The organism is Marinobacterium aestuariivivens, assembly GCF_042661465.1.
In the GTDB taxonomy this organism is placed as follows: domain Bacteria; phylum Pseudomonadota; class Gammaproteobacteria; order Pseudomonadales; family Balneatricaceae; genus Marinobacterium_A; species Marinobacterium_A aestuariivivens.
The window spans coordinates 1,483,956-1,509,037 of record NZ_JBHSWE010000001.1; the positions used below are offsets into that span (position 1 = coordinate 1,483,956).

The 25,082-nt window shown below is 57.8% G+C and carries 20 protein-coding genes and 2 pseudogenes; 10 read left to right on the forward strand and 12 right to left on the reverse strand.

Annotated elements, in window-relative coordinates:
• Positions 1-86: 86 nt before the first annotated feature.
• On the reverse strand, positions 87-1,019 hold the full coding sequence (locus ACFQDL_RS07805; protein WP_379908515.1) for a LysR family transcriptional regulator: 933 nt from the start codon (positions 1,017-1,019) through the stop codon (positions 87-89).
• 133 nt (positions 1,020-1,152) lie between these two features.
• Here ACFQDL_RS07805 and ACFQDL_RS07810 point away from each other — a divergent pair, with 133 nt between their 5' ends.
• Together ACFQDL_RS07810 and ACFQDL_RS07815 are read left to right on the forward strand one after the other, a co-directional pair.
• On the forward strand, positions 1,153-2,139 hold the full coding sequence (locus ACFQDL_RS07810; protein ID WP_379908516.1) for a cyclase family protein: 987 nt from the start codon (positions 1,153-1,155) through the stop codon (positions 2,137-2,139).
• 121 nt (positions 2,140-2,260) lie between these two features.
• Entirely contained in the window at positions 2,261-2,902 is a 642-nt protein-coding gene (locus ACFQDL_RS07815) for a DsbA family oxidoreductase (protein ID WP_379908517.1), read from the forward strand.
• Between the two features lie 504 nt (positions 2,903-3,406).
• Here the strand turns inward: ACFQDL_RS07815 and ACFQDL_RS07820 are convergent.
• A complete protein-coding gene (locus tag ACFQDL_RS07820) occupies positions 3,407-4,144 on the reverse strand; it encodes a LysR substrate-binding domain-containing protein (RefSeq protein ID WP_379908518.1) in 738 nt (245 codons plus the stop codon).
• Entirely contained in the window at positions 4,141-4,317 is a 177-nt protein-coding gene (locus tag ACFQDL_RS07825; protein ID WP_379908519.1) for a LysR family transcriptional regulator, read from the reverse strand. Before ACFQDL_RS07825 ends, ACFQDL_RS07820 begins: the two co-directional genes overlap by 4 nt.
• Positions 4,318-4,418: 101 nt before the next feature.
• Between ACFQDL_RS07825 and ACFQDL_RS07830 the strand changes: the two genes are divergently transcribed.
• From ACFQDL_RS07830 to ACFQDL_RS07840, 3 genes and pseudogenes are all read left to right on the forward strand, one after another.
• Positions 4,419-7,580 (forward strand): molybdopterin-dependent oxidoreductase, encoded by a 3,162-nt coding sequence (locus ACFQDL_RS07830; RefSeq protein WP_379908520.1) that lies wholly within the window; start codon positions 4,419-4,421, stop codon positions 7,578-7,580.
• Positions 7,481-7,858 carry a 2Fe-2S iron-sulfur cluster-binding protein gene (locus ACFQDL_RS32940; RefSeq protein WP_465263953.1) on the forward strand — a complete coding sequence of 126 codons (378 nt, stop codon included), beginning with the start codon at positions 7,481-7,483 and terminating at the stop codon, positions 7,856-7,858. The genes ACFQDL_RS07830 and ACFQDL_RS32940 overlap by 100 nt, the downstream gene beginning before the upstream one ends.
• Before the next feature lie 28 nt (positions 7,859-7,886).
• Positions 7,887-9,217: pseudogene (locus ACFQDL_RS07840) on the forward strand (short-chain fatty acid transporter).
• A 664-nt stretch (positions 9,218-9,881) separates the two neighbouring features.
• Here ACFQDL_RS07840 and ACFQDL_RS07845 read toward each other — a convergent pair.
• Positions 9,882-10,370 (reverse strand): NAD(P)/FAD-dependent oxidoreductase, encoded by a 489-nt coding sequence (locus ACFQDL_RS07845; RefSeq protein WP_379908522.1) that lies wholly within the window; start codon positions 10,368-10,370, stop codon positions 9,882-9,884.
• Between the two features lie 17 nt (positions 10,371-10,387).
• Complete coding sequence (locus tag ACFQDL_RS07850) at positions 10,388-11,050, reverse strand: NAD(P)/FAD-dependent oxidoreductase (protein ID WP_379908523.1); 663 nt, start codon at positions 11,048-11,050, stop codon at positions 10,388-10,390.
• 108 nt (positions 11,051-11,158) lie between these two features.
• Between ACFQDL_RS07850 and ACFQDL_RS07855 the strand changes: the two genes are divergently transcribed.
• A complete protein-coding gene (locus ACFQDL_RS07855; protein WP_379908524.1) occupies positions 11,159-11,869 on the forward strand; it encodes a LysR family transcriptional regulator in 711 nt (236 codons plus the stop codon).
• A gap of 110 nt (positions 11,870-11,979) precedes the next feature.
• On the opposite strand, the gene ACFQDL_RS07860 is transcribed toward ACFQDL_RS07855, so the two are convergent.
• The 5 genes from ACFQDL_RS07860 to ACFQDL_RS07880 all read right to left on the reverse strand — a co-directional run bounded on the left by ACFQDL_RS07860 (position 11,980) and on the right by ACFQDL_RS07880 (position 16,325).
• Positions 11,980-12,231, reverse strand: coding sequence for a hypothetical protein (locus tag ACFQDL_RS07860; protein WP_379908525.1), 252 nt, complete (start codon positions 12,229-12,231; stop codon positions 11,980-11,982).
• Positions 12,224-13,156: a LysR family transcriptional regulator gene (locus ACFQDL_RS07865; RefSeq protein WP_379908526.1), complete on the reverse strand. Its 933-nt coding sequence runs from the start codon at positions 13,154-13,156 to the stop codon at positions 12,224-12,226. Before ACFQDL_RS07865 ends, ACFQDL_RS07860 begins: the two co-directional genes overlap by 8 nt.
• Positions 13,157-13,295: 139 nt before the next feature.
• Positions 13,296-14,936: an acyl-CoA synthetase gene (locus ACFQDL_RS07870; protein ID WP_379908527.1), complete on the reverse strand. Its 1,641-nt coding sequence runs from the start codon at positions 14,934-14,936 to the stop codon at positions 13,296-13,298.
• Positions 14,937-15,049: 113 nt separating this feature from the next.
• On the reverse strand, positions 15,050-15,850 hold the full coding sequence (locus tag ACFQDL_RS07875; RefSeq protein ID WP_379908528.1) for an enoyl-CoA hydratase: 801 nt from the start codon (positions 15,848-15,850) through the stop codon (positions 15,050-15,052).
• A gap of 25 nt (positions 15,851-15,875) precedes the next feature.
• On the reverse strand, positions 15,876-16,325 hold the full coding sequence (locus ACFQDL_RS07880) for an OsmC family protein (protein ID WP_379908529.1): 450 nt from the start codon (positions 16,323-16,325) through the stop codon (positions 15,876-15,878).
• A 440-nt stretch (positions 16,326-16,765) separates the two neighbouring features.
• Here ACFQDL_RS07880 and ACFQDL_RS07885 point away from each other — a divergent pair, with 440 nt between their 5' ends.
• From ACFQDL_RS07885 to ACFQDL_RS07895, 3 genes are all read left to right on the forward strand, one after another.
• Positions 16,766-18,142 carry a dihydrolipoyl dehydrogenase gene (locus ACFQDL_RS07885; RefSeq protein WP_379908530.1) on the forward strand — a complete coding sequence of 459 codons (1,377 nt, stop codon included), beginning with the start codon at positions 16,766-16,768 and terminating at the stop codon, positions 18,140-18,142.
• Positions 18,143-18,453: 311 nt separating this feature from the next.
• A complete protein-coding gene (gene pabB, locus ACFQDL_RS07890; protein WP_379908531.1) occupies positions 18,454-19,809 on the forward strand; it encodes an aminodeoxychorismate synthase component I in 1,356 nt (451 codons plus the stop codon).
• A gap of 440 nt (positions 19,810-20,249) precedes the next feature.
• Positions 20,250-21,746, forward strand: a complete 1,497-nt coding sequence (locus ACFQDL_RS07895; protein ID WP_379908532.1) for a BCCT family transporter — start codon at positions 20,250-20,252, stop codon at positions 21,744-21,746.
• 249 nt (positions 21,747-21,995) lie between these two features.
• Here the strand turns inward: ACFQDL_RS07895 and ACFQDL_RS07900 are convergent, their stop codons facing one another.
• The gene (locus tag ACFQDL_RS07900) at positions 21,996-22,496 is read right to left on the reverse strand and encodes an Lrp/AsnC family transcriptional regulator (protein ID WP_379908533.1); all 501 of its coding nucleotides are present in this window, start codon (positions 22,494-22,496) and stop codon (positions 21,996-21,998) included.
• A gap of 622 nt (positions 22,497-23,118) precedes the next feature.
• On the opposite strand from ACFQDL_RS07900, the pseudogene ACFQDL_RS07905 reads away from it, so the two are divergent.
• Positions 23,119-23,377: pseudogene (locus ACFQDL_RS07905) on the forward strand (transposase); the annotation flags it as partial.
• A gap of 724 nt (positions 23,378-24,101) precedes the next feature.
• On the opposite strand, the gene folD reads toward ACFQDL_RS07905, so the two are convergent.
• Complete coding sequence (folD, locus tag ACFQDL_RS07910; protein WP_379908534.1) at positions 24,102-24,995, reverse strand: bifunctional methylenetetrahydrofolate dehydrogenase/methenyltetrahydrofolate cyclohydrolase FolD; 894 nt, start codon at positions 24,993-24,995, stop codon at positions 24,102-24,104.
• Positions 24,996-25,082: the final 87 nt, after the last annotated feature.

Sequence of the window (25,082 nt, forward strand, 5' to 3'; positions counted from 1 at the left end):
CTTCAGAACCGGCAAGGTCGCTTCTTCAATCAACTGCTTCCCAGTATAGGCTGTCGACAGCTGTCCGCTCCCCGGCGCTTGCGCCATCACACCCCGGAAGCACCGATATCAGGGCGCAGATCCCAGGCGGGGCACTCGGTCATCCGCTGCGCCAGAAAATCGACAAAGGCCCGCACCTTCGGCGAGAGATGACGCCGCTGCGGGTAGACGGCATAGATCGACACCTCCTTGGTCCTGTATCGGCCGAGTACCGCCTGCAGCCGCCCCGCCTTAATGTCGTCGCCGACAACGAAAGTGGGCGTCAGGGTGATGCCGCCTCCTGCGAGCAGCACCTGCTTGAGCGCCAGGCTGTTATTGGTCTGAATAGAACCGGATACCGGCACCGATATCAGGCGGCCGTCGGGCGCAATAAAACACCACACATTGGGCGAGTCCTGATACCTGTAGCAGATGGCGTTGTGGTGCTGCAGGTCCTCGGGCACCCGCGGAGCCCCGTTTCGCGCCAGATACTCCGGTGCGGCGCAGACCACATGACGGCAGGGTCCGAGCCGCCTGGCCACCAGCGAAGAATCGGGCATCTCGGCAATGCGGATAGCGAGATCCACTCCTTCGTCGATCAGGTCCACATGACGGTCTTCAAGGCCCATGTCGACCGAGACATCCGGATAGAGCGCCTGAAACGCAGGCAACAGCGGCGCGATATGGAGTATCCCGAACGACATCGGCACATTGATTCGCAACATTCCGCGCGGTGCCTCCTGCAACCGGGAGACCTCCGCTTCGGCGTTTTCGATGGCCTCGAGCCCGCGTCGGCTCTGGAGAAAGAACGTCTGCCCCACTTCCGTCAGGCTCATTCGCCGGGTGCTGCGATTGAGCAGGCGGGCCCCCAGACCGTTTTCAAGCCGCGTGACATATTTGCTGACTACCGACTTGGAGATACCCAATCGCTCGGCCGCCGCCGTGAAACTGCCGCTTTCGACCACCTGAATGAACACCGCGATATCGTTCAGCCTTTCCATAACGGCCCTTAATAGTACACATTCGTGAACAATCTTATTCCATTAACCCAGATTATTAAAATTCCGAATCCCCTTATTGTGGGTTCCAGCGAACAGGGGAACACCACGCCCACCTACAGACTGGAGAATGACCATGAAAAGCACTCTGTCCCGACTGGCTCTGGCCGCACTGCTGGTTACCGGCTCCGCCAGCGCCAGCGACGCTCGCGATGTCGGTATCAGCCCCTGGGGGCCCGATGACGAGATCGGCCGCCTCAACCTGATCACGCCCGAATCCCGGGCCGCCATCCTGTCCCGTATCGCCGGCGGCAAATCCTACGACCTCTCGGTCGACTACTTTATCGGCATGCCCAGCTGGCAGGCGGCGGGCGACCCCCACTACCGCATCTGGATGACCCATACACCCCATGGCACGGTGATAGACGACCCGCTGCACCTGGGCGAAGAGATGAACGAGCATGTCAGCTATACCGGTGCGGCGGTCTCGATGTACACGCACATGGGTACCCATATCGATGCACTGAGTCACTTCGGCCTGAACGGCAAGATCTGGAACGGCTTCGAGGCCAGCGAACACCTTGGGGACCGCGGTTGGAGCGTCGCCGGGGCGGAAAAAATACCGCCGCTCATCGCACGCGGCGTGCTGCTGGACGTCGCCGCCGCCAAGGGTATGGAGATGCTGCCCGACGGCTATCGCATCAGCCGTCAGGACCTCGTCGAAACCCTCGAAAAGCAGCAGCTGAGCCTGCAGGAAGGCGATATCGTACTGATCCGCACCGGTCGAATGAAGCATTACAACGACGCCGAAGCCTACATGAACAACCCGCCCGGGCTCGGCATGGCCGCGGCACGCTTCCTGGTCGAGGAGAGCGGCGCCATGGTGGTCGGGGCCGACAACCTCAGTTTCGAGGCTTTCCCGTCCGAAGTGGAAAACAACTATGTGCCGCTGCACACCTATCTGCTGGCGGAACAGGGCGCCCCTATCATGGAGCTGGTCTATCTCGAGGAGCTGTCGCAGGACCGTCTCTACGAATTCGCCTTCATCGGCGGCTCGCTGAAACTGCGCGGTGCCGATGCGGCCCCCATCCGCCCGGTTGCGCTGCCCCTGCGCGACCATTGAGGAAGATGATCCAGCAGGTCCGTTCCCGGGCCTGCATACCCCTTACATCCGGGTCTGGCAGTACGGAAAGTGCCGGGGCTCGGGCCCCGCTCACCACGACGAGTTCCCTTTGGAGAATGACATGAACCCGAAATACAGGATCGAATTCTTTCACGATGCCGTCTGTGGCTGGTGCTACATCCAGTCGCCCATCCTGAGAAAGCTGGCGGATGAAGGGCTGGTCGAAGTGCACCACCGGGCCTTCGTTCTTCAGCGCAACGACCACGAAATGAAACTGCGCTTCGGTTCGCTGGAAAATGCCAAGAAGGAGATCCTCAACCACTGGCAGAGCTGCCAGCGCTTCGAAGGCACAAGGCGCTTCAACATAGAAGGCATGCGCGCGGCGCCCTTCAACTACCCTAGCGGACTGCTCGCCGCGAAAGGCGCCAAGGCCGCCGAGCTGCTGGGTGGCCAGGACACGCACTGGGACTTCTTCGACCTGGTACAGCAGGAGCACCTGCAGCGGGCCAACAACATCGGCGCCATCGACACCCTGCTCGGCGTCGCCTCCTGCCTGGGTTTCGATACGGTTGAGTTCGAGCAGACGATGCATTCAGACGAAGTCGAGGCCGGGCTCGAATCCGATCGCAAGAGAGCCGAAAGGTTCGATATCCGATCGATTCCCAGCATGATCGTCGATGACCGTTACCTCGTCGGCAAGACTACGAAGTACAGCGACTTAGTCAGATTGCTGGCCCGGCTTCGCCCCTCGAATCACGTGTGACGCCTGCCTCGCAACACCGGAGCCAGGTCGTCGTCCGTCGACGGCCGCCAAACCCGATCCCGATCAGTCACATGAGCAGCCTGTCCGGCAACCTCGAGTAACGTACGTCTCCAATGCATGGCTGACTTGGCTGTGATTTATAAGCAGTATATTAATAACAAAAAATCAGCAACCTTCACTTTAACTTACACCCGTTTCCCATCTGCAAGTGCAAATAGGCAAACATCACTGACCCAAGCTGCCGGACTATTGCGCACAAGTATCGAGTGCCCCATGTGCGTGGAGTTGACGCTATTCTGGCAGTGGAGCCCGAAATAGATTAGTGAACTCGGTCAACCCACTCCATCAGCGCCAAGAGCGACAGCCTGATCAAAAGTCCGGATATGTGGCAGTGTATGTTGGCTGAAGACTAGCGCCCACAGGTAGCGCGAACGGTATACGTGCTCGCGTGCCCTACAACTCGGTCAGTGGATCAGGTACGTTCTGAGAGATAAAAAATAAAGACTACCCACTTTCGCTTATAGACCTGCGAATAAAGTCGATGACGGCGCCGATAACGCGAGGTTGAGGCTCCTGTTTTTTCCACACGCAGCCGACATCCATCGTCGGCAGGGTATCGTCGAGGTCCCGGCGAATGATGCGCCGGCCCTCCAGGGATATTGGCCGGTAGACCAGGTCCGACAGAATGGTGACCCCCTGCCCCAGCGCGACGAGGCTGCGCACCGCCTCCAGCGAACGGCTACTAAAATGGACTTTCGGCTCCAGGCCGCGCGCACCCCAGTAGCGCTTCACCGTCGATACGTGCTCGTCCATGTCGAGCAGGATGAAATCGGTCTGCGCGATATCCCCGAGGGTCAGCCCCTCCCGGTATTGCAGCGGGTTTTCGCTGTGCAGCCAGAGCCTTCTCGGCGAGCGGAGCATCGTCTCGTATTCGAGTTCGTGCCGGCCCTCCATATTGGAGACGAGTATGAACGCCAGGTCGAACTCCTGCGCCAACAGCCCCTTTTCGATGCTGGTTCTGTCGCGCTCGATCATTTCGATCTGCAGGTTGGGAAAATGCCGGGACAGCGAACTCACCAGCATCGGGATCAGGTAGGCCGAGATAGTTTCGGTCACGCCGATCCGCACCCGTCCCGACAGGTCTTCCGGCGAATGACGGAGCTCTTCGACGGCTTCCTCCACGCCCGCCAGAATGCCCTGGGCCTTGAGTACGAAGCGTTCCCCCGCCTCGGTCAGGTTCACGCCCTTGGCGTGGCGCTCGAACAGTTGCGCCCCAGGCTGCGTTCTAGGTTTTTCAGCGCGATGGTCATCGAAGACTGGGAGACGTGACACCGCAGCGCGGCCCGGGAAACCTGCCCGGTTTCCGCCAGGGCGACCAGGTACTCGAGTTGTCGAAGCGTGATAGCGGTAGACATTATTGTTTAAATCAATATTTATTGTTCAAGAATATATATTAGCAATACAAATCCGCTCCGGATAGCTTGGTATCAAACCCGACGCGATACCGGAGATTTCCATGCCAGTCGAAGACAAACGCGGCTACTGCACCCTGTGCCGTTCCCGGTGCGGAACGCTCAACAGGGTGGAAAACGACAGCCTCATCAAGGTGCTGCCCGACCCGGAACACCCGACCGGCGCGGCCATGTGCATGAAGGGGCGCGCCGCGCCCGAGCTGGTGCACAGCCCCAACCGCATCCTGTACCCCATGCGGCGCACCCGGCCCAAGACGGACGAGGATCCCGGCTGGGAGCGCATTTCATGGCAGGACGCCATCGCCGAGATCGCCGCCCGGCTGTCCGACATCAAGGCGGAAAGCGGCGCCGAGGCCGTCGCCTTCGGCGTCACCACGCCCAGCGGTACGCCCATTTCCGACAGTATCGACTGGATCGAGCGGTTCGCGCGGGCCTTCCAGAGCCCCAACATCTGCTACGGCACCGAGGTCTGCAACTGGCACAAGGACTATGCGCACGCCTTCACGTTCGGCTGCGGCATGCCGACGGCCGATTACGCCAACGCCGACCTGATCATGCTCTGGGGCCACAACCCCACCAATACCTGGCTCAGCCAGGCCACGGCGATCGGCAACGGGCGCGAAAGGGGCGCGCGGATGATCGTGATCGACCCGCGCAAGACGCCGCTGGCGGCCGGCGCGGACGCCTGGCTGCGGGTACGGCCGGGGACCGACGTCGTGGTGGCGCTGGGCCTGATCCGCCTGCTGATCGGGCGCGGCGGCTACGACAGACGCTTCGTCCGCGCCTGGACCAACGCGCCCTTCCTCGTGCGCGGCGACGATGCGACCCTGCTGCGCGCCGATGACTGCGAACTGCCGGACGCCCCCCGCCACGACGGTGCCGCGGCCTACGTCATCTGGGACAGCGAAGCCGGCCACCCGGTCCGCTATAACCCCGGCTGCGAATCGTCGCTTGCCGGCGCGGCGCGCTGCGCCCTCGACGGCCGCTACCGCGTATGGCTCCGGTCGGGGGAGACGGTCGAGTGCGAACCCGTTTTCGCCCGCCTTGCGCAGGCCTGCGACCACTATACCCCCGATTTCGTCGAGCGGATTTCCGGTGTCGACGCCGGGCAACTGACGCGGGCCGCCGAGCTCCTCGTCTCCAGCAGGCGCGTGGCGTACCACGCCTGGACCGGTATCGGCCAGCACGAAAACGCGACCCAGACCGAACGCGCGGTGGCCATTCTCTATGCCCTGACCGGTGCCTTCGACACCCGGGGCGGCAACCGCCTCTACAGCCAGTTGCCGCTGCGGCCGGTGAACGGCCAGGAGCTGATCGGCCCGGGCCAGAAGCGCAAGGCGCTGGGACTGGAGAAGCGGCCGCTGGGGCCCGCCGCCCAGGGCTGGATCAACGCCCGGGACCTCTACGCCGCGATCGTCGACGGCCAGCCCTACCGGGTGCGCGCCTTCTTCGGCTTCGGCACCAACACCCTCGTCAGTCAGGGCGACGTGGCCCGCGGCACCGAAGCCCTGCGAAGCCTGGAGTTCCACGTGCACTGCGACCTGTTCGAGACGCCGTCGTCCCGGTTCGCCGACATCCTGCTGCCGGTCAACACGCCCTGGGAGCGCGAAGCGCTGCGCGCGGGCTTCGAGATCGACGAGCGGGCCGTCGAGCAGGTTCAGCTTCGCCAGCGCATGGTCTCGCCGCGCGGAGAGTCGAAGTCCGATACCGAGATCGTATTCGCACTGGCCGAAAAGCTCAGCATGAGCGAGCTGTTTTTCGGCGGCAATCTCGAGGCCGGCTGGAACTGGATGCTGCAACCGGCGGGGCTGGACGTCGAACGGCTGCGCCGGCACCCCGAGGGCATACGCGTCCCGCTGACACAGCGTACCCGCAAGTACGCCGAAATACTGGAGGGCCGGGTGCGCGGCTTCGACACGCCGACCGGGCGCGTCGAGCTCTATTCGGAAACCCTGCTGCGCAACGGCCAGGCGCCCCTGCCCGCGTACGCGCCAAGGGACGACGCAGCCGACGGTCGCTACCCCTGCACCCTGACCTCGGTGAAAAGCGGCTACTTCTGCCACAGCCAGCACCGGTCACTGGTCTCGCTGCGCAAACGGTCGCCGCTGCCCGTCGCCCAGTTGAGTACGACGCTGGCCGAACGAAAAGGGATTCGGGACGGCGACTGGGTGGAGATCGAAACCACCGAAGGCCGCGCGCGCTTCAGCGCCCTGCTGAGCCCCGACCTGGCAACCGACGTCATCGTCGCCGAGTTCGGCTGGTGGCAGGCCTGCGGGGAACTGGGTCGCGACGGTTACCCGGTCAGCGGCGCCGGCACCAGCAACTACAACAACCTGATCAGCGCCCGGCATAGGGACCCGATCAGCGGCTCCGTGCCGATGCGCGCCTTCCCCTGCGACGTCTCGCTCGCCCCGGATCAGGACAGCGAGCGCCGCCGCTGGCAGGGCTGGAGACCCTTCAGGGTGAGCCGTATCGCCCTGGAAGCCGAAGGCGTGGCCGCCGTGGAGCTGGAGACGCCCGACGGCTCGCGGCTGCCGGGCTACCTGCCGGGCCAGCACATCACCCTGCGGGTCGATACCGGCGACGGCGAGCTGATCCGCGCCTACTCGCTGACCGGCGCCGCCCGGCAGCACGGCCGCACGCGCTACAGCATCGCCGTTCGCCACCAGCGGGCCGTCGACGCGCAGGGTAACGGCGTCGAAGGCAGGATGTCCGGCTACATCCACAAGAAGCTCGCGCCCGGCCAGACCGTCCAGCTCGGCGCACCCAACGGCAACTTCGTCCTGCCGCTGTCGCTGCCGCAACCGGTGGTGATCTTCGCCGGCGGGATCGGCATCACGCCCTTCATCAGCTATCTCGAATCGCTGGTCGACGCACAGGACATGCCCGAGGCATGGCTGCACTACGCGAACCGCAACAGCGCCACCCATGCGTTCGCACGGCGTCTGGCCACGCTGCAGCGGCAGTTGCCGCGCCTCAGGGTCATCGACTACTACAGCGAACCGCTGGAGCGGGATGTCCGGGGCAGGGACTACGACGCCAGCGAGCTGCTCTCCGCCGCGGTCGTGCCCGATGCCCTGATCGGCCGCCGCGCCCGTTTCTACCTGTGCGGCCCGGCCCCGATGATGGCGGCCATCACCGGGCAACTGATCGAACGCGGCGTCCCCGCCTTCGACATCTTCAGCGAGGCGTTCCGGTCCCCCTGAGTCTCGATCCCGCAGGCCACCGGGATTACCGGATCACCTTCGCCCGCTCCGAGCGCCTGAACCTGAACTGGACTCCGGAGAGCGGCCCGATTCTCAATTTCGCGGAGAAGCATCGCCTGAAGCTGCCAAGCGGCTGCCGGGTGGGTCAATGCGAAAGCTGCGCCGTACGCATTCTGTCCGGCCAGGTGCACCACCTCAACGGCCAAGAGCCGGAAGACCCCGGCGTGTGCCTGACCTGCCAGGCAGTGCCGGTCAGCGACCTCAGGCTGGACATCTAAAAGGAGAATAGAAATGACGAACAACACCATGGCCGCACCGGGAAACCGATCCTTGCTGCGCCACCTGACCAATGGATGCACGCGCATCTTCGACCGCTACCTGCCCGATCCGCTTGTGATCGTGGTACTCATTACCCTCGCCATCCTGGTCGCCGGCGTGACCCTCAAGGGGCAGGCGCCGACGGCAATGCTCGGCTACTGGATGGATGGCTTCTGGACGCTGCACGCTTTTGCGATGCAAATGGTCCTGATACTGGTGGCGGGCTTCGTCGTCGCCACCACGCCGCTGTTCAAACGGCTGGTCTCGATCGTGGCCGCGGCCGCGACGACGCCGGGCCGCGCCATCGTCATCGTGACGCTGGTATCCCTCGCCGCCAGCTGGCTGAACTGGGGAATCGGCCTGGTCATCGGCGCGGTGCTCGCCCGGGAGCTGGCCGGGCGGGTGGCCGGCGTCGACTACCGCCTGCTGATTGCCAGCGCCTACTCGGGCTTCCTGATCTGGCACGCAGGCCTTTCCGGCTCGGTTCCGCTGACGCTGGCGACGCCCGGCAATTTTCTCGAGTCCAGCGTCGGCCTGGTGCCGACCAGCCTGACGCTGTTCAGCCCCTTCAATATCACCCTGGTCGCGGCGCTGTTCATCGTCCTGCCGTTGACCAACTACCTGCTGATGAAGGGCATCGACAAGCCGTTCACCCTCGACGCCCGGCGCGAGACGGCCGAGCCGCGCAGCGTCGAAATCCAGCGGCCCGCGGAACGCCTGGAGCGGGCCCGCTGGCCCGCGCTGCTCATCGCCCTCACGGGGCTGACGGGCGTCGCCGTCTACGCCGTGCAGGGGGCGGCCTGAACCTCAACGTCATCATCTTCGCGCTGATTTTCGCCGGCATCGGGCTGCACGGGAACCTGCGCAACTTCCTGGACCTGATGAACGAGGCGGTCAAGGGCGCCAGCGGCGTCATCATCCAGTTCCCGTTCTACGCCGGCGTCATGGGCATGATGAGCCAGTCCGGACTCGCGGGCGACTTCGCGCAGCTGTTCGTCGATATCGCCAGTGCGGACACCCTACCGGCCTGGAGCTTCCTGTCGGCCGGCATCATCAATATGTTCATCCCGTCCGGCGGCGGCCAGTGGGCCGTGCAGGGTCCGATCCTGATGGAAGCGGCCCGGGCACTCAATGCCGACATTCCCAGGGTCGCCATGGCATTTGCCTGGGGAGACAGCTGGACCAACATGCTGCAACCCTTCTGGGCCCTGCCGGCTCTGGCCATCGCCGGCCTGAAAGCCAGGGATATCATGGGGTATTGCACCATCGTTCTGCTGGTGTCGGGCGCGGTGATCGGTGGCGCGCTTCTGCTGAGTTGACAGTACGAACAGCCAATCTGAACTGATTGGGGCTTTCGAGTGAGTCTAGGCTGGCGACGCAACTCGAAAGTTCCCCTTACCCGCATACGGAAGTACCGGAACAAACTAGCTTGATGGGTACATCCCGCTCTTTCACGGGCATTCATCAAAGCGGTAGAAGAACCTGCCGCCCGGTATTACCCAGACCTACCAGGAAAACAAAAGTCGTAGCCCCTAATCGAGCCTTTTCGGGCTCAGATACCAAGCTTGTGACACTTTTCGAACCGAACTGAGTATGGCAGAGGCGATCTGCTGTACCTTCGTGCCCGTCAGGCTGTAGTGGTTCAAAGATCATCGATCAGTGAACAGGGCGCCTCAGTAACAGCATAATGGCCAGCGGAGGTTTACATACGGCCATTCCAATTCAAGGCCAGGTCCTCCTGAGGCAGAGTGGAGCGCGCCCATGACGAGCCACTCCACTCAAATTAGGAAATAGTCAACCTGAGCGAAGCGCGTTGCGACGAGGTTCATCTTCGAGGGGCTCCCGCATTCGCGGGAGTGACGGGGTAACGATTCACTCTGGCCACCCCGCAAACACGCGGGTCATCTATCAGCTTCCAATTAGCATCACTTGGGTGGTTTGCCTGACGAGAGCACAGGATTATCCATAAACGAGGCGGTTTAATCAGGTATCGATTTCTGCCGACAGGGCGATGTGCCTGAATATCTCGACCTTTCCAATAGCCGGTGACGGTGGGTATATCCATTCGTTGTTGATCTGTTGCTTCATCGCCTTGCCTTCATGCCGCGTCTTTCGCACCTCGCGATCCCAGCCGGTGGTGAACAGGGCGCCCCAGGGTCCAAGGTCGACACAGGTGGCGTAAAACGCCTGGCGGTAGGGGATGAGTTCACAGCCAACCAGGTCGTGCAATGCGTTATGGCCGGCATAACGGCCAAGCTCCAACGCATGCTGGCATGAGAGGTAGGTGGGATGAATATCGTCAGCCAGGGCATGTGCCGTGTCACCGGCGGCGAATACCGCTTCTGAGCCGATGACCCTGAGGTCTCTGCCAACCTTCAGACGTCCGTACTCGTCGTATTCGCCGGGGATGAAGCGGGTCAGGGGACTGGACGTCATGCCCGTTGCAAGGACGACGGTATACGTCTTGATCACTTCGCCGCTGTCGAGCTCTAACGCATCGGCGCGGATTGCCTCTCCCCGGTCTCGAGCCGCGTCTCGATGTCACACGTTTTGATGGCCTCCTCGATGTGCGGCTCGGGGTTGGCGCCAAGATCCGCGCCGATCTTTGTCATCCTGTCGACGAGGATGATGCGTGTCTCTTTGCCGAGGCGGCTGCGCAGCTCGGTTGCCAGTTCCAGCCCCGTAAAGCTGGCACCGATAATGACGACGGTTGCCGACGCTTCATCACCGGGCGGCAGCTGTTCAAGATGGCGGTCCAGCCGCGAAGCCTCCTCGAAGGTGTCGATGGAAAAGGCATGGATATCAGCACCCGGGATGGGGAGTGGACGCAGCCGGCTACCGGTGGCCAGCACCAGACGATCATAGCGACTGTCGCTACCGTCCGCAAAATGGATTGTACGGGTCTGTGGAACGATGTTGCTTGCCTCGGCCACGGAGAAGTCGACACCGATCTCCTTCATCAGCGGTGCCAGCGGCACGCGCAAATCCGGGCTGGCCCCCTCATACAGGCGCGGGCGGATCGTCAGGCTGGGACTGTTACTGAACAGCCGGATCCTGACATCCCGGGCATCATAGGTATCACGTTCGGCAGCCGCACTCATGGCGGCCCAGACGCCGGCAAACCCGCCGCCCAAAATGTGAAGCTCTCGCATAACTGACTCCTTCAGAAACATCGTGATGGGACGTCAATCAAGATAGAGCTTACATATGTGCAAACATAGAGTTAAAATCGTCAACTGTATTTGCGGGATTGCAAGCTAATGATTTCTTGGGATGATTACCGCCTGGTGCTGGCCGTCGCTCGTGCCAAGGGCTTGCCGGGGGCAGCTGAAAGCCTGGGAGTAACGCTATCAACGGTGTTTCGCCGGCTTGAACGGACCGAGGATGCGCTCGGCACTCGGTTGTTTGACCGGCTGCGGGGCAGCTACCAGCCAACCGAGGCGGGGCTTGAACTGGTGCGCGCCGCTGAGCGGATGGAGCAGGATGCACTGGCCGCCGACCGCTCCGTCACCGGCCGCGACCGGCAACTGACCGGCACCCTGCGGGTGACCGCCACGGAATCGCTTACCACCTTTTTCCTGGCCCGCCACCTCCCGACCTTTCACAGCAAGCATCCCGGCATTACCGTTGAAATTATCCCTGATAACCGCCTGTTGAGCCTGGCGGCCCGAGAGGCTGATATCAGCCTGAGACCGAAACGCCCGACCGAAGAGACATTGGTTGCACGCAAGGCAGGCACCATCCATTGGGGGATCTACGCCGGCAAGGCGACCGCTGAATCACTCGGCCGGGTTACCGAGTTGTCGGCACTGGCCAAATGCAGAGTTGTCGACTGGGACGGACGGCCGGTAACCTCGAGGCTTGAGGATGCCATACCGGGAGTGGAGATTCCGATACGCTCTGGCAGCCTACTCACCAATGCCGCGCTCGCGGCAGAGGGGACTTGCTGGCGCTGTTGCCCTGTATCGTAGGAACCCTCTGGCCCACTCTCGCAACGGTATTGGCGCCGCTGCCGGAACCTGCCGGGGAGCTGTGGGTCGCTATCCATGAGGATATGCGTGGCAATGCTCGGGTGAAGGCGCTATTTGATCACCTGGTCGTTGCCGCCGAAGCCGACAAGCACCTGTTTAACGGGACAGGCTAAGAATGTTTGCCAGGGAAATAGGTGAAACAGGGAGGTTTCATCATTGACTGCAGGCCAATGCGAACGCCACAGAAACCAGCATGTCCGCGCACCTGCGCCCGTTTTTGTGGCCTGACCTACGCATAGGCTGGGAGCCAGTTTGTAGGCCAGGTTAATAATTCTATTTTCCACTTGCTCGTATTCACGCATCAGGCACCTTGATTTCATCCAACAACCACTCACGGAACTCTCTGGCGATCGGGCGTTCAATGTTCAGACCGGCACTGACCACATAATACGCTTGAGCACATCGAACCGGACGATCAACCACCACTTCCAACTTGCCCGCATCTAGCTCCGTGAGCAGCAGATCTTTAACGCCTAATAAGACCCCCTGCCCGGATACCGCAGCTTCCAACGCCAGCAGGCCATTACCAAACTGCAGCGCCTTAAAGGATTTCAGATCATCACAGCCCTGCTGTCGAAACCACTCTCGCCACCCACAAAGATCGTCAAAGCGAGCCAGGGTGCGATCGAATAATAGCGGTTTCGTATTCAATAACTCCATGACATCTGAAACCGAAACCAGACCCGGTTTACACATGGGAACAAGGTCAAGGTCCATCAAGCGATGTAGTTCCAGATCTTCATAGTCTCCATAACCTAATCGCACCGAAACATCGATTCCTGCCCGTTTCAGCTGCGACACGCCAAATGCGCTTCCACGCGCCTGATCGACTGAATGCAAGCTTGCCTGCAGCCGCACCTCGGCTTCCGGGTATCGGGCATAAAAGCGATGCAGACGCGGCACGATCCATTTCGTGGCGAACAGAGGTTCAGCACAGACCGTGATGACTTTCCGCTCTTCGCTGTAAAGACGGATCTTATCAACGGCATCAGTTAAGATTTGGAAGCCTTCATGCAACTCTGGCAATGACGCGCGAGCGGCTGGTGTAAGGCTGACGCGACGATGATGTCGAACGAACAGCTCAACCCCCAGATACTCTTCGAGCGCCTTGACCTGGTGACTGATTGCAGCCGGGGTGACGTTCAGTTCCTTCGCGGCCTTGGCGAAGCTTTTGGTTCGGGCGGCAACCTCGAAATACGAGAGTGCGATCAGGGGGAGTCGTGACATACCAAGTACTCTCAAGAGCAACTGCGCGCATGCGAATGCGCACAGTCGATAGCATACGACTAGCCACTATAACAGCATACCGGCTGAATAGCTTTGCTCTTCCCGCGCAGCTATTCAACGACTCCCCTCCTGGGCTGATTTAGCCGGCAACCGCTGAAGCAAGTTGCTGACGCAGTAGGAACTTCTGGATTTTTCCAGTTGAGGTCGTTGGTATACGCTCAAAGATAATTTTCTTCGGTGCCTTGAAGCGGCTCATGTTTTCCCGACAGAAATCGATCAGCGCCTGCTCCGTCAGTTCGCTACCGTTACGCAGCTGCACGAACGCTGCAGGTACTTCTCCCCACTTCTCATCCGCCAAAGGTACGACCGCAACGAGCTCTACATCAGGGTGGCGCTGGATAACATCCTCAACCTCCAGAGACGATATATTCTCTCCGCCCGAAATGATGACATCTTTCGAACGGTCAGAGATCTTGATATAGCCATCCGCATGCACGACCGCCAAGTCTCCGGTATGAAACCAGCCTCCGGCAAATGCTTCCTCGGTTGCCGACTCGTTGCGCAGATAACCCTTCATTACGATGTTACCCCGGAACATAATTTCACCCACAGTCTTGCCATCGGCGGGAACCGGCTCCAGCGTATTCGGATCGAGCACCACGACCTCCTCCTGAAGCGGATAGGTCACACCCTGTCGTCCGTTGAGCTGGACCCGCTCTTCCAGAGTGCGATCAGCCCAATCATCCTGCTTAACACACACGGTGGCAGGGCCGTAGGTCTCGGTCAGACCGTAGACATGGGTGAGCTCGATCCCTATTCGCTCCATCTTCTCCAGTACCGCCGCAGGTGGTGCTGCTCCGGCAATAAGACCGGCAACTTTGTGCTCGATGGGTGAAGACTGAACCGATGCCGCATCAGCGATCATCGAATGTACTATCGGTGCACCACAATAGTGAGTGACACCATGCTGCCTGATCAGTTGCAGAACCAGCTCCGGATCGACCTTGCGCAAGCAGATGTTCGTTCCGCCGATTGCTGCCAGCGTCCAGGGGAAACACCAACCATTGCAGTGAAACATCGGCAAGGTCCACAGATAGACGACATTGGAGGCCAACCCCCAGGACAGGACGTTGCTTACCGCATTCAGATAGGCACCGCGATGGTGTGTTACCACACCCTTTGGATTGCCTGTTGTCCCCGAGGTGTACCCTAATGCGATTGCATCCCATTCATCGAGCGGTAGCTTGCACTCAGCCAGTTCCGATTGCTCGGCAAGTAATCCTTCGTATTCAAGGTCACCGATAGATGACCCTTTGCCGTAGCTCGGATCGGAAACGTTAATTACGATAGGCGCCGCACACTCCAGCATCGACAGTGCTTTTTCTACGACGCCAGCATACTCCGGATCCACCAGCAAAAGCCGGGTACGACTGTGATTGAGAATAAAGGCAACCGCTTCCGCATCCAGGCGAATATTGATCGAATTCAGAACCGCCCCCGTCATGGGAACACCGAAGTGCGCCTCATACATTGCGGGTACGTTTGGCAGCATTACAGAGACAGTATCTCCCCTGGAAATACCATACCCCTTTAAAACAGAGGCTAACTGACGGCAACGTCGATAGGTTTTGCTCCAGGTATATGTTGTGTCGCCATATACCAAAGCCGTCCTGTCAGAATAAACTGACGCAGCCCTTTTGATAAAGCTTAGCGGAGAGAGCGCCACATAATTAGCTGGTGTTTTTTCCAGCGCCTGATTAAAAGAACATAACCCATTCATAGTATTAACACTCTTATATTGTAATGACAAAAATAGACAACACTTAATTTAGGCTATGCCTTTTCCACCAATAACGGACAGATAACCTCTCCGGCAGCGATGACGAAAACCTTTTAACGGGTTATTTTTTCCCAATTAGGCTTCCGCTTTTCCAGGAAAGCATCAATGCCTTCTCCCGCATCGTGGCTCATCATGTTCTCAGCCATCACATTGCCTGCAAAATCATAGGCGTCGGACAACGACATCTGCCTTTGCGGATTAAACATGGATTTACCATATCGAACGGCAGAAGGGCTTTTGCTCAGAATCTTTTCTACTTTCGCAGCAACAGCATCATCCAGTTCAGCGTCGTCCACTACACTGCTAATAAGCCCCCATTCCAACGCCGTTTCTGCGTCGATAATATCGCCGGTCACCAGCATATCGAAAGCTCGTTTGGCCGAGATACTTCTTGAAAGAGCAACAGCAGGCGTTGAACAGAACAACCCAACATTGATTCCCGGTACCGCGAAACGAGCTGATCTGCCCGCAATAACCAGATCACAGCTGGCTACCAGCTGACAGCCAGCGGCAGCCGCTATGCCGCCAACCTTTGCGATGACCGGAACTGGCAGCTCTACGATGCTCTGCATCATTTTGCTGCAGCGCTTGAACAATGTCTGATAATAGTCCCGCTCAGGATTTGAGCGCATTTCCTGCAGGTCATGACCTGCACAGAACCCACGACCTTCAGCGCTAATAACCACACACCGAACACCGGGGTCCTCTGCGATATCGTCCAGTTCGACTTGCAAGGCAGCCAACATCGCTTCGGACAAGGTATTTAACTTATCCGGCCGGTTAAGAGAAAGAAAGACCGCACCATTACTGTCGGTTCTAAGCAGAATATCTTCTTTTGGTGAGTTCATAGGCATACTTTCTCTCCTCGAAACATCAAGTTTATGAATGATTGATTTCGACGCTGGCCGTTATTGAATTTCTGATAAAGCAGTTTTTGTGTGCACTCTCATGAATTTTGGAAATTGCGGCCTGATCCGGACGCTTATCACCACTGAAAACGACCTTCGGCGTCAGAATTACACGTGTAACTTCCATCCCACCCTTTGAGCTTTTCTCCAGAAATCCCTGCGGATTGTCCTCATAGGACTCCACACAAAAACCTTTAAGCTCTGCAATCGCCAAAAAGAACAACATATGGCAACTGGAGACGGCGCTCACAAGCATCTGCTCTGGATCCGCGCAATTGGGATCGCCTTTGAAGTCTACAGAGGCAGAAACATCAACCTTCTGATTACCATTTAAAGTAACAACATGATTGCGAGAGTAAGTGTTTGCTTCTGTGCTGTGCGGTTGCCGCTGCCAGTTTATTTCTGCTTCATGAATCGACACTTTATAAGACCTCTATATATACTTTTCCGACTACCAGCAATCCTAGCAAAGCCAACTCTTTACTGTAAACTGATGCTTCCTAAGCACATCGTTAACGAAAACTAATGCAAAACACTGTTCATGGGTGACCGCCACCCAGCAACTGCCCCTGTCCTCACCCGCCGCAGGCATTCGGCTTACAACCACGACTTTCCAATGGGAACCGCCACCGGCGGCGATACCGGCAAAAACGAAGGACAAGAAGCCCGCCAGCATTACAAATGCTAAGCATTGCGGTTAGGAAGCATCGTTTTACAGGTAGCGCTCATCAGTATACGCTGATCCTTATGTCATCAGTATGAAGCCTCATGAAATTAACCCGGCGCACCAATAGAAAGAACGACTTGACGCCTGTATTTTCACCACCTTGTGATAACTAGAACCAACGGAGCAAGCCAAACATGAAAACCATCGACGTCGAGTATGCAATTATTGGAGCTGGGACGGCCGGACTGGGGGCTTACTCCAAAATCAGTCGCAAGACGGATAGCTTGGTAATGATTCAAGACGGTCCCTACGGCACCACCTGTGCACGAGTAGGTTGCATGCCCAGCAAACTACTGATCACTGCAGCCGAATATGCACACCACATTGATAGCAGTGAGTTTTTTGGTGTCAAAAGCCAGGGAACAGTGGAGGGCAGCAAAGTGCTGGAACGATTACGCAGGGAGCGTGACCATCGATTTGTAGGACGTAATCTTCAGTATGTAGACAAGATACCTGCACACCATAAAATCGAAGGGCGCGCCCGTTTTATCGCACCAGGTCACCTGCTTGTTGGCGAAGAAATCGAAGTCAAGGCAAAGAAAATCATTCTTGCCTGTGGCTCACGGCCCGAAGTCAGAGAAGTGTTCGAGCCTGTTATGTCACGTGTCCTTACCAGCGATACGATATTCGAGATAACAGACCTGCCTCGCTCCGTTGCTGTAATCGGCCTGGGGGTTATTGCGCTGGAACTCGGGCAAGCACTGCATCGCCTGGGTGTCGATACGACGCTGTATGGTCGCTCCGGAAGAATAGGCGGCCTTACTCACCCGGATATGCAGCAGGAAACGCTCGAAACCCTCAGCAAGGAACTGGAGATCTATCCCAGCGGAACCGTGGAGAAAACCTGGGAGGATGATGGCGCCTGGATCCAGTACCAACGATCAAATGGCGAGCAGGTAACCAAGGTATTCGACCGTGTGCTGGTTGCTACAGGCAGGGTGTCAAATGTCGACCGCCTGGATCTTCAGGCTGCAGGTGTCGACTGTGCTCGGTATGGCGATTTTTCGTTCGACCCGAAAACCTTGGCCTACCCCGGCCACCCCATTTTCATCGCAGGCGATGCAACCGACGTTTTACCGGTATGGCACGAAGCCTTCGACGAAGGCCGTATCGCAGCGGACAATGCCCTGAACTACCCGAAGACAGTGGACGCCAAACGTCGCACGCCTCTGATGATCTACTTTACCGACCCGCAAATGGCAATAGTCGGCAAAACTTACCGGGAACTGCAGAACCAGGAGATTGTCGTTGGTGAGCTACCATTCTCCAGCCCGCGGCATATCGTCTGGAACAAAGTAGATGGCCGCATTCAAGTGTACCTGGATGCTAGCACCGGAAGAATTCTGGGCGCAGAGCTGCTCGGATACCAGGCCGAGCACCTTGCTCACATACTGGCACTGGCCATCACGCACCAGATGACAGCCGAGCAGGTACTCGAGATGCCCATTTACCATCCGAGTGCCGAAGAACTCTTGCGGGACGTTTTGGTGGACGCCCAGCGCAAACGATAGGACTCCGCCTCCGTTATTCGGTGACGTTCCTTTGGCAGACTGTTGAAAACCTGGCTCAACTCAACAGTGCTGCCTGTTTTTTATTGTGCCTGCGATATACGAACGCCTGGTCTTGCTTGGCGCCATTTCTCGATATGCGCATCGCATGCACGGCCTTGCGTCGGGCTATACCTGGAGGTCCCTCATGCAGACCCGGTTTCAACCCATCATTCGGAGTTGGAACAGCCTTTAGGCTGCCACTTTGCCCCATGACAACCTGCCAGCGAACCGCGCCAAGAATCTCACTGCCCTACCCTGACGACAGCGCACTGTTGTTCGAGCGACTGCGCCATCTCCCTTACCCCGTGTTTCTCGACAGCGGGCAGCGGGGCCTGTCACGGGGGAGGTTCGATATTATCAGCGCGGCACCGAGGTACCGCGTGGTCTCGCACATGGGCCGCTGCTGGAAGGAGACCGCCGAGGGTGCACGCGTCCCCCTTAGCGACGCCCCCTTTATGGCTCTTAAGCGGATCATCGAAGCAGAAGCCAACGGGGACCGCGACCCCGACCTCCCCTTCAAAGGAGGTGCAATCGGGTATTTTGCCTACGACCTGGCAAGAACGCTGGAGTCATTGCCCGCACTGGCACAACGGGATATCGACCTGCCTGAGATGCAGGTTGGCATCTATGACTGGGCACTGGTGATCGACCATCAGAAACGCTTGGCTACCCTGGCCTGCCACCAAGAGGAACTCCTGCCCCGGCTAAAGCAATTGCATCAGCTGTTGACCGCAGTCCAATCTCAACCAACAGGATCATTTTCCCTGAGCACGCCCTTTGCAGCGAACATGGATCGGCAACAATACGGTGAAAAGTTTCGTCGGGTGATCGACTACATAGAGGCCGGAGATTGCTACCAGGTCAACCTGGCCCAACGTTTTAGCGCCCGGTTCACTGGCGACAGCTGGCGTGCATACCGGGCGTTGCGCGAAGTGGCCCCAACGCCCTTTGCGGCCTACCTGCCGACCCCTTCCGGCGACCTGCTGAGCCTGTCCCCGGAACGCTTTATTCAGAGCTGCGGGACCGAGGTGGAAACCAAACCTATCAAAGGCACCCGCCCACGCGGCCAGACCGCCAGCGAAGACACCTGTCTGGTCGAAGCTCTTCGCCGTAGCCCCAAGGACCGCGCCGAGAATCTTATGATCGTGGACCTGCTGCGCAACGATCTGGGTAAAACCTGCTCTATCGGCTCGGTGCGAGTCCCCAAGCTGTTCGAAATCGAAACCTACGCCAACGTCCATCACCTGGTATCCACCATTTGCGGCCGCCTGGACCATCCCGGCAAATCTCTGGACCTGCTGCAGGGTTGCTTCCCGGGCGGATCAATTACCGGTGCACCGAAGCTCCGATCGATGGAGGTAATCGAGGAGCAAGAACCCCAGCGACGCAGCGCCTATTGCGGCTCCATCGGTTACATCGGTTTCAACGGTCGTATGGATACCAGTATCTGTATTCGTACGCTGATCGCCACTCAGGGACGGCTGTATTGCTGGGCGGGAGGCGGCATCGTGGCCGATTCTGATTGCGATGCGGAATATCAAGAGACCTTCGACAAGGTGAATAACCTGTTGCAAACACTCGAGAAAATATTTTTAAACGCCTCACTTGACGACCAGAAACCTAAATAATGACCCTTTGTAAAAGACCCGACTATATCTACATTTCAAACACCAGACAACCCGGAGAAAAGTTCTCTTTACCGCCCCCCAACGGGTTAAGGTCACTTGTCTAGAAAAACGCGCCGCTTCTTAACCTAGCTACCAATTCCTCTGCATACAGACGAATTAATCCATAAAAATCAATAAGTTAAATTACAGAGACCGCATTCGGAATATGATGATCAAGCACTAACAGAACTAATCAACCTGCTTAGAAAACGTCATTTTACAGCGAAGGCCACTCTTCATAGGATAGCTACTCGGACTTATTCCGCCGCTGTGATAATAAAAACAGAATAGACAGGATTTTCTTGATGAACCAAACAGCTCAAAGCACCACAGCTCAAAGCACCACATTGTCAAACGAATACGACACGGACTACGAGTTAGGGCAGGATAACGTTCAAATTATGGGTATGGATATCCATAATCCTGTTTTCGGCATAAGCGCCGGCCTGATTCTTCTTTTCATAATCGGAACACTGCTGTTTCCCGCCGAAGCCAAGGTTGCCCTGACCGGCGCCCGGAGCTGGTCGATCGAAAACTTCGACTGGCTCTTCATGATTAGCTGTAACGCCTTCGTTATTTTCTGCCTGGCCCTGATCGTACTCCCGATCGGCCGGATCCGTCTCGGTGGTGCCGCCGCCAAGCCGGAATTTTCCACTGTCTCGTGGTTTTCGATGCTGTTTGCCGCCGGCATGGGCATCGGTCTGATGTTCTGGAGCGTAGCCGAACCCGTCGCTTACTACACCGACTGGTACGGTACGCCTCTGAATGTTGCCGCGAATACGCCGGAAGGCGCTACGATGGCGCTGGGTGCGACCATGTTCCACTGGGGTCTGCATCCCTGGGCGATCTACGGTGTCGTGGCGCTGGCGCTGGCCTTCTTCTGCTACAACAAGGGCCTGCCGATGACCGTGCGTTCGGCCTTCTACCCGTTGATCGGCGAACGCTGCTGGGGGCCGATCGGGCACGTCATCGACATCCTGGCGGTACTGGCGACCATTTTCGGTCTGGCGACTTCCCTCGGTCTTGGCGCTCAGCAGGCCGCCAGCGGTCTGAACTACCTGTTCGGCATCGAAAACAACATCAGCACCCAGATCGCCGTGATCGTCGGCGTGACCTGTGTGGCACTGCTTTCCGTGGCGCGCGGTCTCGATGGTGGCGTCAAGCTGCTCAGCAACATCAACATGATCATCGCCGCCGGCCTGGTCGCGCTGGTCATCGTTCTGGGTCCCACTCTGGAGATCTTCCGCTCCATGGGCACCATCCTGGGCAGCTATGCGGAGAACATCGTGCCGCTGAGCAACTGGGTCGGTCGTGAAGACGGCACCTGGTTCCATGGCTGGACCGTGTTCTACTGGGCCTGGTGGGTGTCCTGGTCGCCGTTCGTCGGCATGTTCATTGCCCGCGTGTCCAAAGGCCGTACCGTGCGCGAGTTCATGACCGCCGTGCTGCTGGTCCCGACATTGGTGACAGTGGTCTGGATGGGCGTGTTCGGTGGTACTGCACTGGAACAGGCGCAGGCTGGCGTCGGCGCTCTGGCGGGTGGCATCTCCGATGTTTCGCTGGCCATGTTCCAGATGTTCGAGAACCTGCCGCTGACCATGCTGATGTCCTTCGTCGCCGTCATGCTGGTACTGGTGTTCTTCATCACCTCGGCCGACTCCGGTTCCCTGGTGATCGACAGCATCACCTCGGGCGGCAAGACCGATGCACCGATGCTGCAGCGCCTGTTCTGGGCTACGCTGGTGGGTATCATTGCCGGTGTGTTGCTGATCGGTGGCGGCTCCGAAGCGCTGACGGCGCTGCAGGCCGGTGCGATCACGACCGGGCTGCCCTTTACTCTGGTGCTGATGCTGATGTGCGTGAGCCTTTACAAAGGCCTCAAAACAGAAGTACGCTAGTGCTCCTTTAGAAAAAAAGCCGGCCTTGTGCCGGCTTTTTTCATTGGCTCAGCTACAAAGTGAATTCAAGGGCAGTAGATCCAGCCAAAAAACAGCCATTTTTCACCTACTGCCACTCTCCTTTCGATTCGCCGGGACCTCCACTTTCCTACCAGCGACCGGGACTTCGAAGAAATCTGCCAGCTGAACGTGGCGTGCGCCTGAAACGCTCATCGATCCGGCTTGAAAGCCTGCAACTGTGCGTAAAATCTATACGTTTGTACGATTCCTGATTTCCATGAGTTTCGACAAACTAAGTGACGTTGACTTAACTTCCTTGGTTACAACATAAATATAATAGCGATCTATTCCGATCTCTTCGTCAAGTAACTGCTCGATTAATGTTTGAAAATCAAACAAGCTGATTGTTATTACTTTGAGCACATAATCACAACCACCACCCGTCGCGCAGCACTCGACAATCTCATCGATACTCTGAATGCGTTTTTCGAACCGATCAAAATCTGACTTTTTATGTGACTTCAAAGAGACTGTCACAAAAACCTTGGTCAGGTCGAGAATTTTATCGACGGCGACCTGCCCCCGATAACCAGTGATGAGACCAGCGTTTTTAAGCTTGGTTAGTCGAAGCCAGCAGGGCGTTGGCGAAAGATTAACCAATTCAGCAAGCCGATTTTTGCTTATTTGCCCATGCTGCTGCACGGCACTCAAAATTCGGACATCCACAGCATCTAGTGCGACTTTTTTCATATTTTTAACGCTACAAATAGCATCCTGTAGGCACGAGTTTAGTCACCCAGGTGAAGATCTTCAATCTATAAGCTGTTAACGCAAACGGATGAGCTTCAGCCACAGTGAGGCAATTAGCGGGAGAATCTCTTGTCCTGTTTCGATGCATCCAGCATTGGTCCGGCGTGTTGCCGAACCTCTTGGTAAAGTTCGTCACCCGCAACCATGAGGCAGGCTGGGGCACAGAGCTGTACCTTGATTCAGTCCCGCCCGCTGCACAATGATTGCCAGAGGCTGTTGATCATCAGCACCAGACAGTAGGCGGCGATTAGGAGAAACAGCCCAATTGTCACATTACAATCGAGCTAAGCACCAGCCGGGGATTGCCCCGCAACCATGACTCACCAACAGGCCGGCTGAGGTCTGCACCCGCTTTTCGGCATCGCACCAGTCGTTGGCATGGGCGGCCGAAAGCGAGTATAGCGCCGACGGAGGCTGCCGAACAGGAAAATGGTCGCCAGGATAGCTGGTCAGTTCGACCCGACCTCCAGCGGCCAAACCATCAGAACTATCCACAGGGCTAGGAACCTGCGAACGCACGACTTCTCATGCTTACTGCACCGATGCAGAAGGAGAACGGGCCATGCGCAAGATAAACTCCACCGAGTCTCAGATTGTCCAGACCCTGAAGTCCGTCGAGACAGGCCGGACCGTCAAGGAGGTCTGCCGGGATCATGATATTTCGGATGCGACCTATTACAACTGGAAGTCGAAGTACGACGGGATGGGAAGCCCCGGACATCTAGCGGCTCAAGGAGCTGGAAGAGGAAAGCCGACACCTGAAGCAGATGTTCGCTGGTTGGAGCCTGGAGAACCGCGCGCTTAAAGACGTTATCGAAAAAAGCTCTGAAACCGGCTGAACGACCCACCCTGATTGATTACCTGCTTCAGGCCCATAGCCTCAGTGTTCTGCAGGCGAGCCGGAGGCTCCTGAGATCAACGATCGCTGGCTCATCGAACCTAACTCGCGAATCGCTCGGAAACCTGTCGCCATGTCTACCTGGCGCTACAGGATGACCGGAAGGACTCTGCCAGATTATTAACCCGGCGGGTTAATACATGAAGCAGGGATGCCTTCATCATCGGCCGCAGGCCAATGCGAACGCCACAAAAGCCAGCATGTCCGCGCACCTGGGCCCGCTTTTGTGGCGTGACTGACAAAATAGGTAGGGAACCTATTTGTCAGCCAGGTTAGTAATACATGAAGCAGGGATGCTTCATCATTGGCCGCAAGCCAATGCGAACGCAACAAAAGGCAGCATGTCCGCGCACCTGCGCCCGCTTTTTTGGCGTGACTGACAAAATAGGCAGGGAACCTATTTGTCAGCCAGGTTAATATTAACCCGGCGGGTTAATACATGAAACAGGGACGTTTCATCATTGGCCGCAGGCCAATGCAAACGCCACGGAAACCAGCATGTCCGCGCACCTGCGCCCGTTTCTGTGGCGTGACGTACCAATAGGGAGGGAACCTATTTGTACGCCAGGTTAATAATAATAGCGTTGGACCGGAAAACGGGGAGCAGGTCAGGTTTAAGGTACCTGCTCATATCGTTATTCCGTCTATTAGGCGGTTAGGCCTTTAGGTTCAGGAAGAGAATGCGCACGACAGCATGCCGTTACTGTATTGGCCAGTAGACAAGCAATGGTCATCGGACCGACTCCGCCGGGTACCGGTGTGATCGCTCCTGCAACCTCTTTGGCGGCGTCGTAATCGACATCGCCGACCAGTCGCGTCGTACCGTCTCCCTGGTCAATACGATTGATACCCACGTCAATCACTGTTGCACCCTTTTTGATCCACTCGGCCTGGACAAATAGAGGCCGTCCTACGGCAGCGACGACGATATCTGCACCACTCAAGATATCCGGCAGATTCCTCGTACGAGAATGGACCACGGTTACTGTGCAACTCTCTCGCAGCAGCAACTGTGCCATGGGTTTACCGACGATGTTCGAACGCCCGATCACCACTGCATTTAACCCCGCCAGGTTACCGCAATATTCGCGAAGCATCATGAGGCATCCCAAAGGGGTGCAAGGCACCATAGCCTGCTGCCCGGTGGCAAGCAGCCCCGCATTGGAAATATGGAACCCATCCACATCCTTCGCCGGGTCAATCGCATTGATCACCAACGCTTCGTCAATATGCTGCGGCAAGGGAAGCTGGACGAGGATACCATGTACCGATGGATCAAGATTGAGCTGTTCTATCAGCGCCAAAAGATCCGCTTCTGAGGTATCTGCGGGCAACTTGTACTCGTAGGAGTGCATGCCAACCTCGACGGTCTGCTTTCCCTTCGAGCGGACATAGACCTGAGATGCAGGATCATCTCCGACTAGAACAACCGCAAGGCCGGGCGTTATCTCATGTGTCTGTTTTAGATGCGAAACATGCTCAGCCACACTTTCACGTAGTATAGCTGCGAATGCCTTACCGTCGATGATCCGAGCAGTCATGTCTGTCTCCTTCTAAATTTTCGCGCCGTCTGATAAAGGAGAACAACCTGTAGAGTCGGCGCGTTCATATTCGATGTTGTTTTAGTT

Coding starts and splice junctions, on each gene's coding strand:
- ACFQDL_RS07815 (WP_379908517.1), top strand. CDS start 2,261: ATGAACCCGAAATACAGGATCGAATTCTTTCACGATGCCGTCTGTGGC.
- ACFQDL_RS07885 (WP_379908530.1), top strand. CDS start 16,766: ATGAAAACCATCGACGTCGAGTATGCAATTATTGGAGCTGGGACGGCC.
- ACFQDL_RS07875 (WP_379908528.1), bottom strand. CDS start 15,850: ATGCCTATGAACTCACCAAAAGAAGATATTCTGCTTAGAACCGACAGT.
- ACFQDL_RS07850 (WP_379908523.1), bottom strand. CDS start 11,050: ATGCGAGAGCTTCACATTTTGGGCGGCGGGTTTGCCGGCGTCTGGGCC.
- ACFQDL_RS07900 (WP_379908533.1), bottom strand. CDS start 22,496: ATGAAAAAAGTCGCACTAGATGCTGTGGATGTCCGAATTTTGAGTGCC.
- ACFQDL_RS07855 (WP_379908524.1), top strand. CDS start 11,159: ATGATTTCTTGGGATGATTACCGCCTGGTGCTGGCCGTCGCTCGTGCC.
- ACFQDL_RS07860 (WP_379908525.1), bottom strand. CDS start 12,231: ATGCGTGAATACGAGCAAGTGGAAAATAGAATTATTAACCTGGCCTAC.
- ACFQDL_RS07805 (WP_379908515.1), bottom strand. CDS start 1,019: ATGGAAAGGCTGAACGATATCGCGGTGTTCATTCAGGTGGTCGAAAGC.
- ACFQDL_RS07870 (WP_379908527.1), bottom strand. CDS start 14,936: ATGAATGGGTTATGTTCTTTTAATCAGGCGCTGGAAAAAACACCAGCT.
- ACFQDL_RS07895 (WP_379908532.1), top strand. CDS start 20,250: ATGGGTATGGATATCCATAATCCTGTTTTCGGCATAAGCGCCGGCCTG.
- ACFQDL_RS07825 (WP_379908519.1), bottom strand. CDS start 4,317: ATGTCTACCGCTATCACGCTTCGACAACTCGAGTACCTGGTCGCCCTG.
- ACFQDL_RS07865 (WP_379908526.1), bottom strand. CDS start 13,156: ATGTCACGACTCCCCCTGATCGCACTCTCGTATTTCGAGGTTGCCGCC.
- folD (WP_379908534.1), bottom strand. CDS start 24,995: ATGACTGCTCGGATCATCGACGGTAAGGCATTCGCAGCTATACTACGT.
- ACFQDL_RS07810 (WP_379908516.1), top strand. CDS start 1,153: ATGAAAAGCACTCTGTCCCGACTGGCTCTGGCCGCACTGCTGGTTACC.
- ACFQDL_RS07830 (WP_379908520.1), top strand. CDS start 4,419: ATGCCAGTCGAAGACAAACGCGGCTACTGCACCCTGTGCCGTTCCCGG.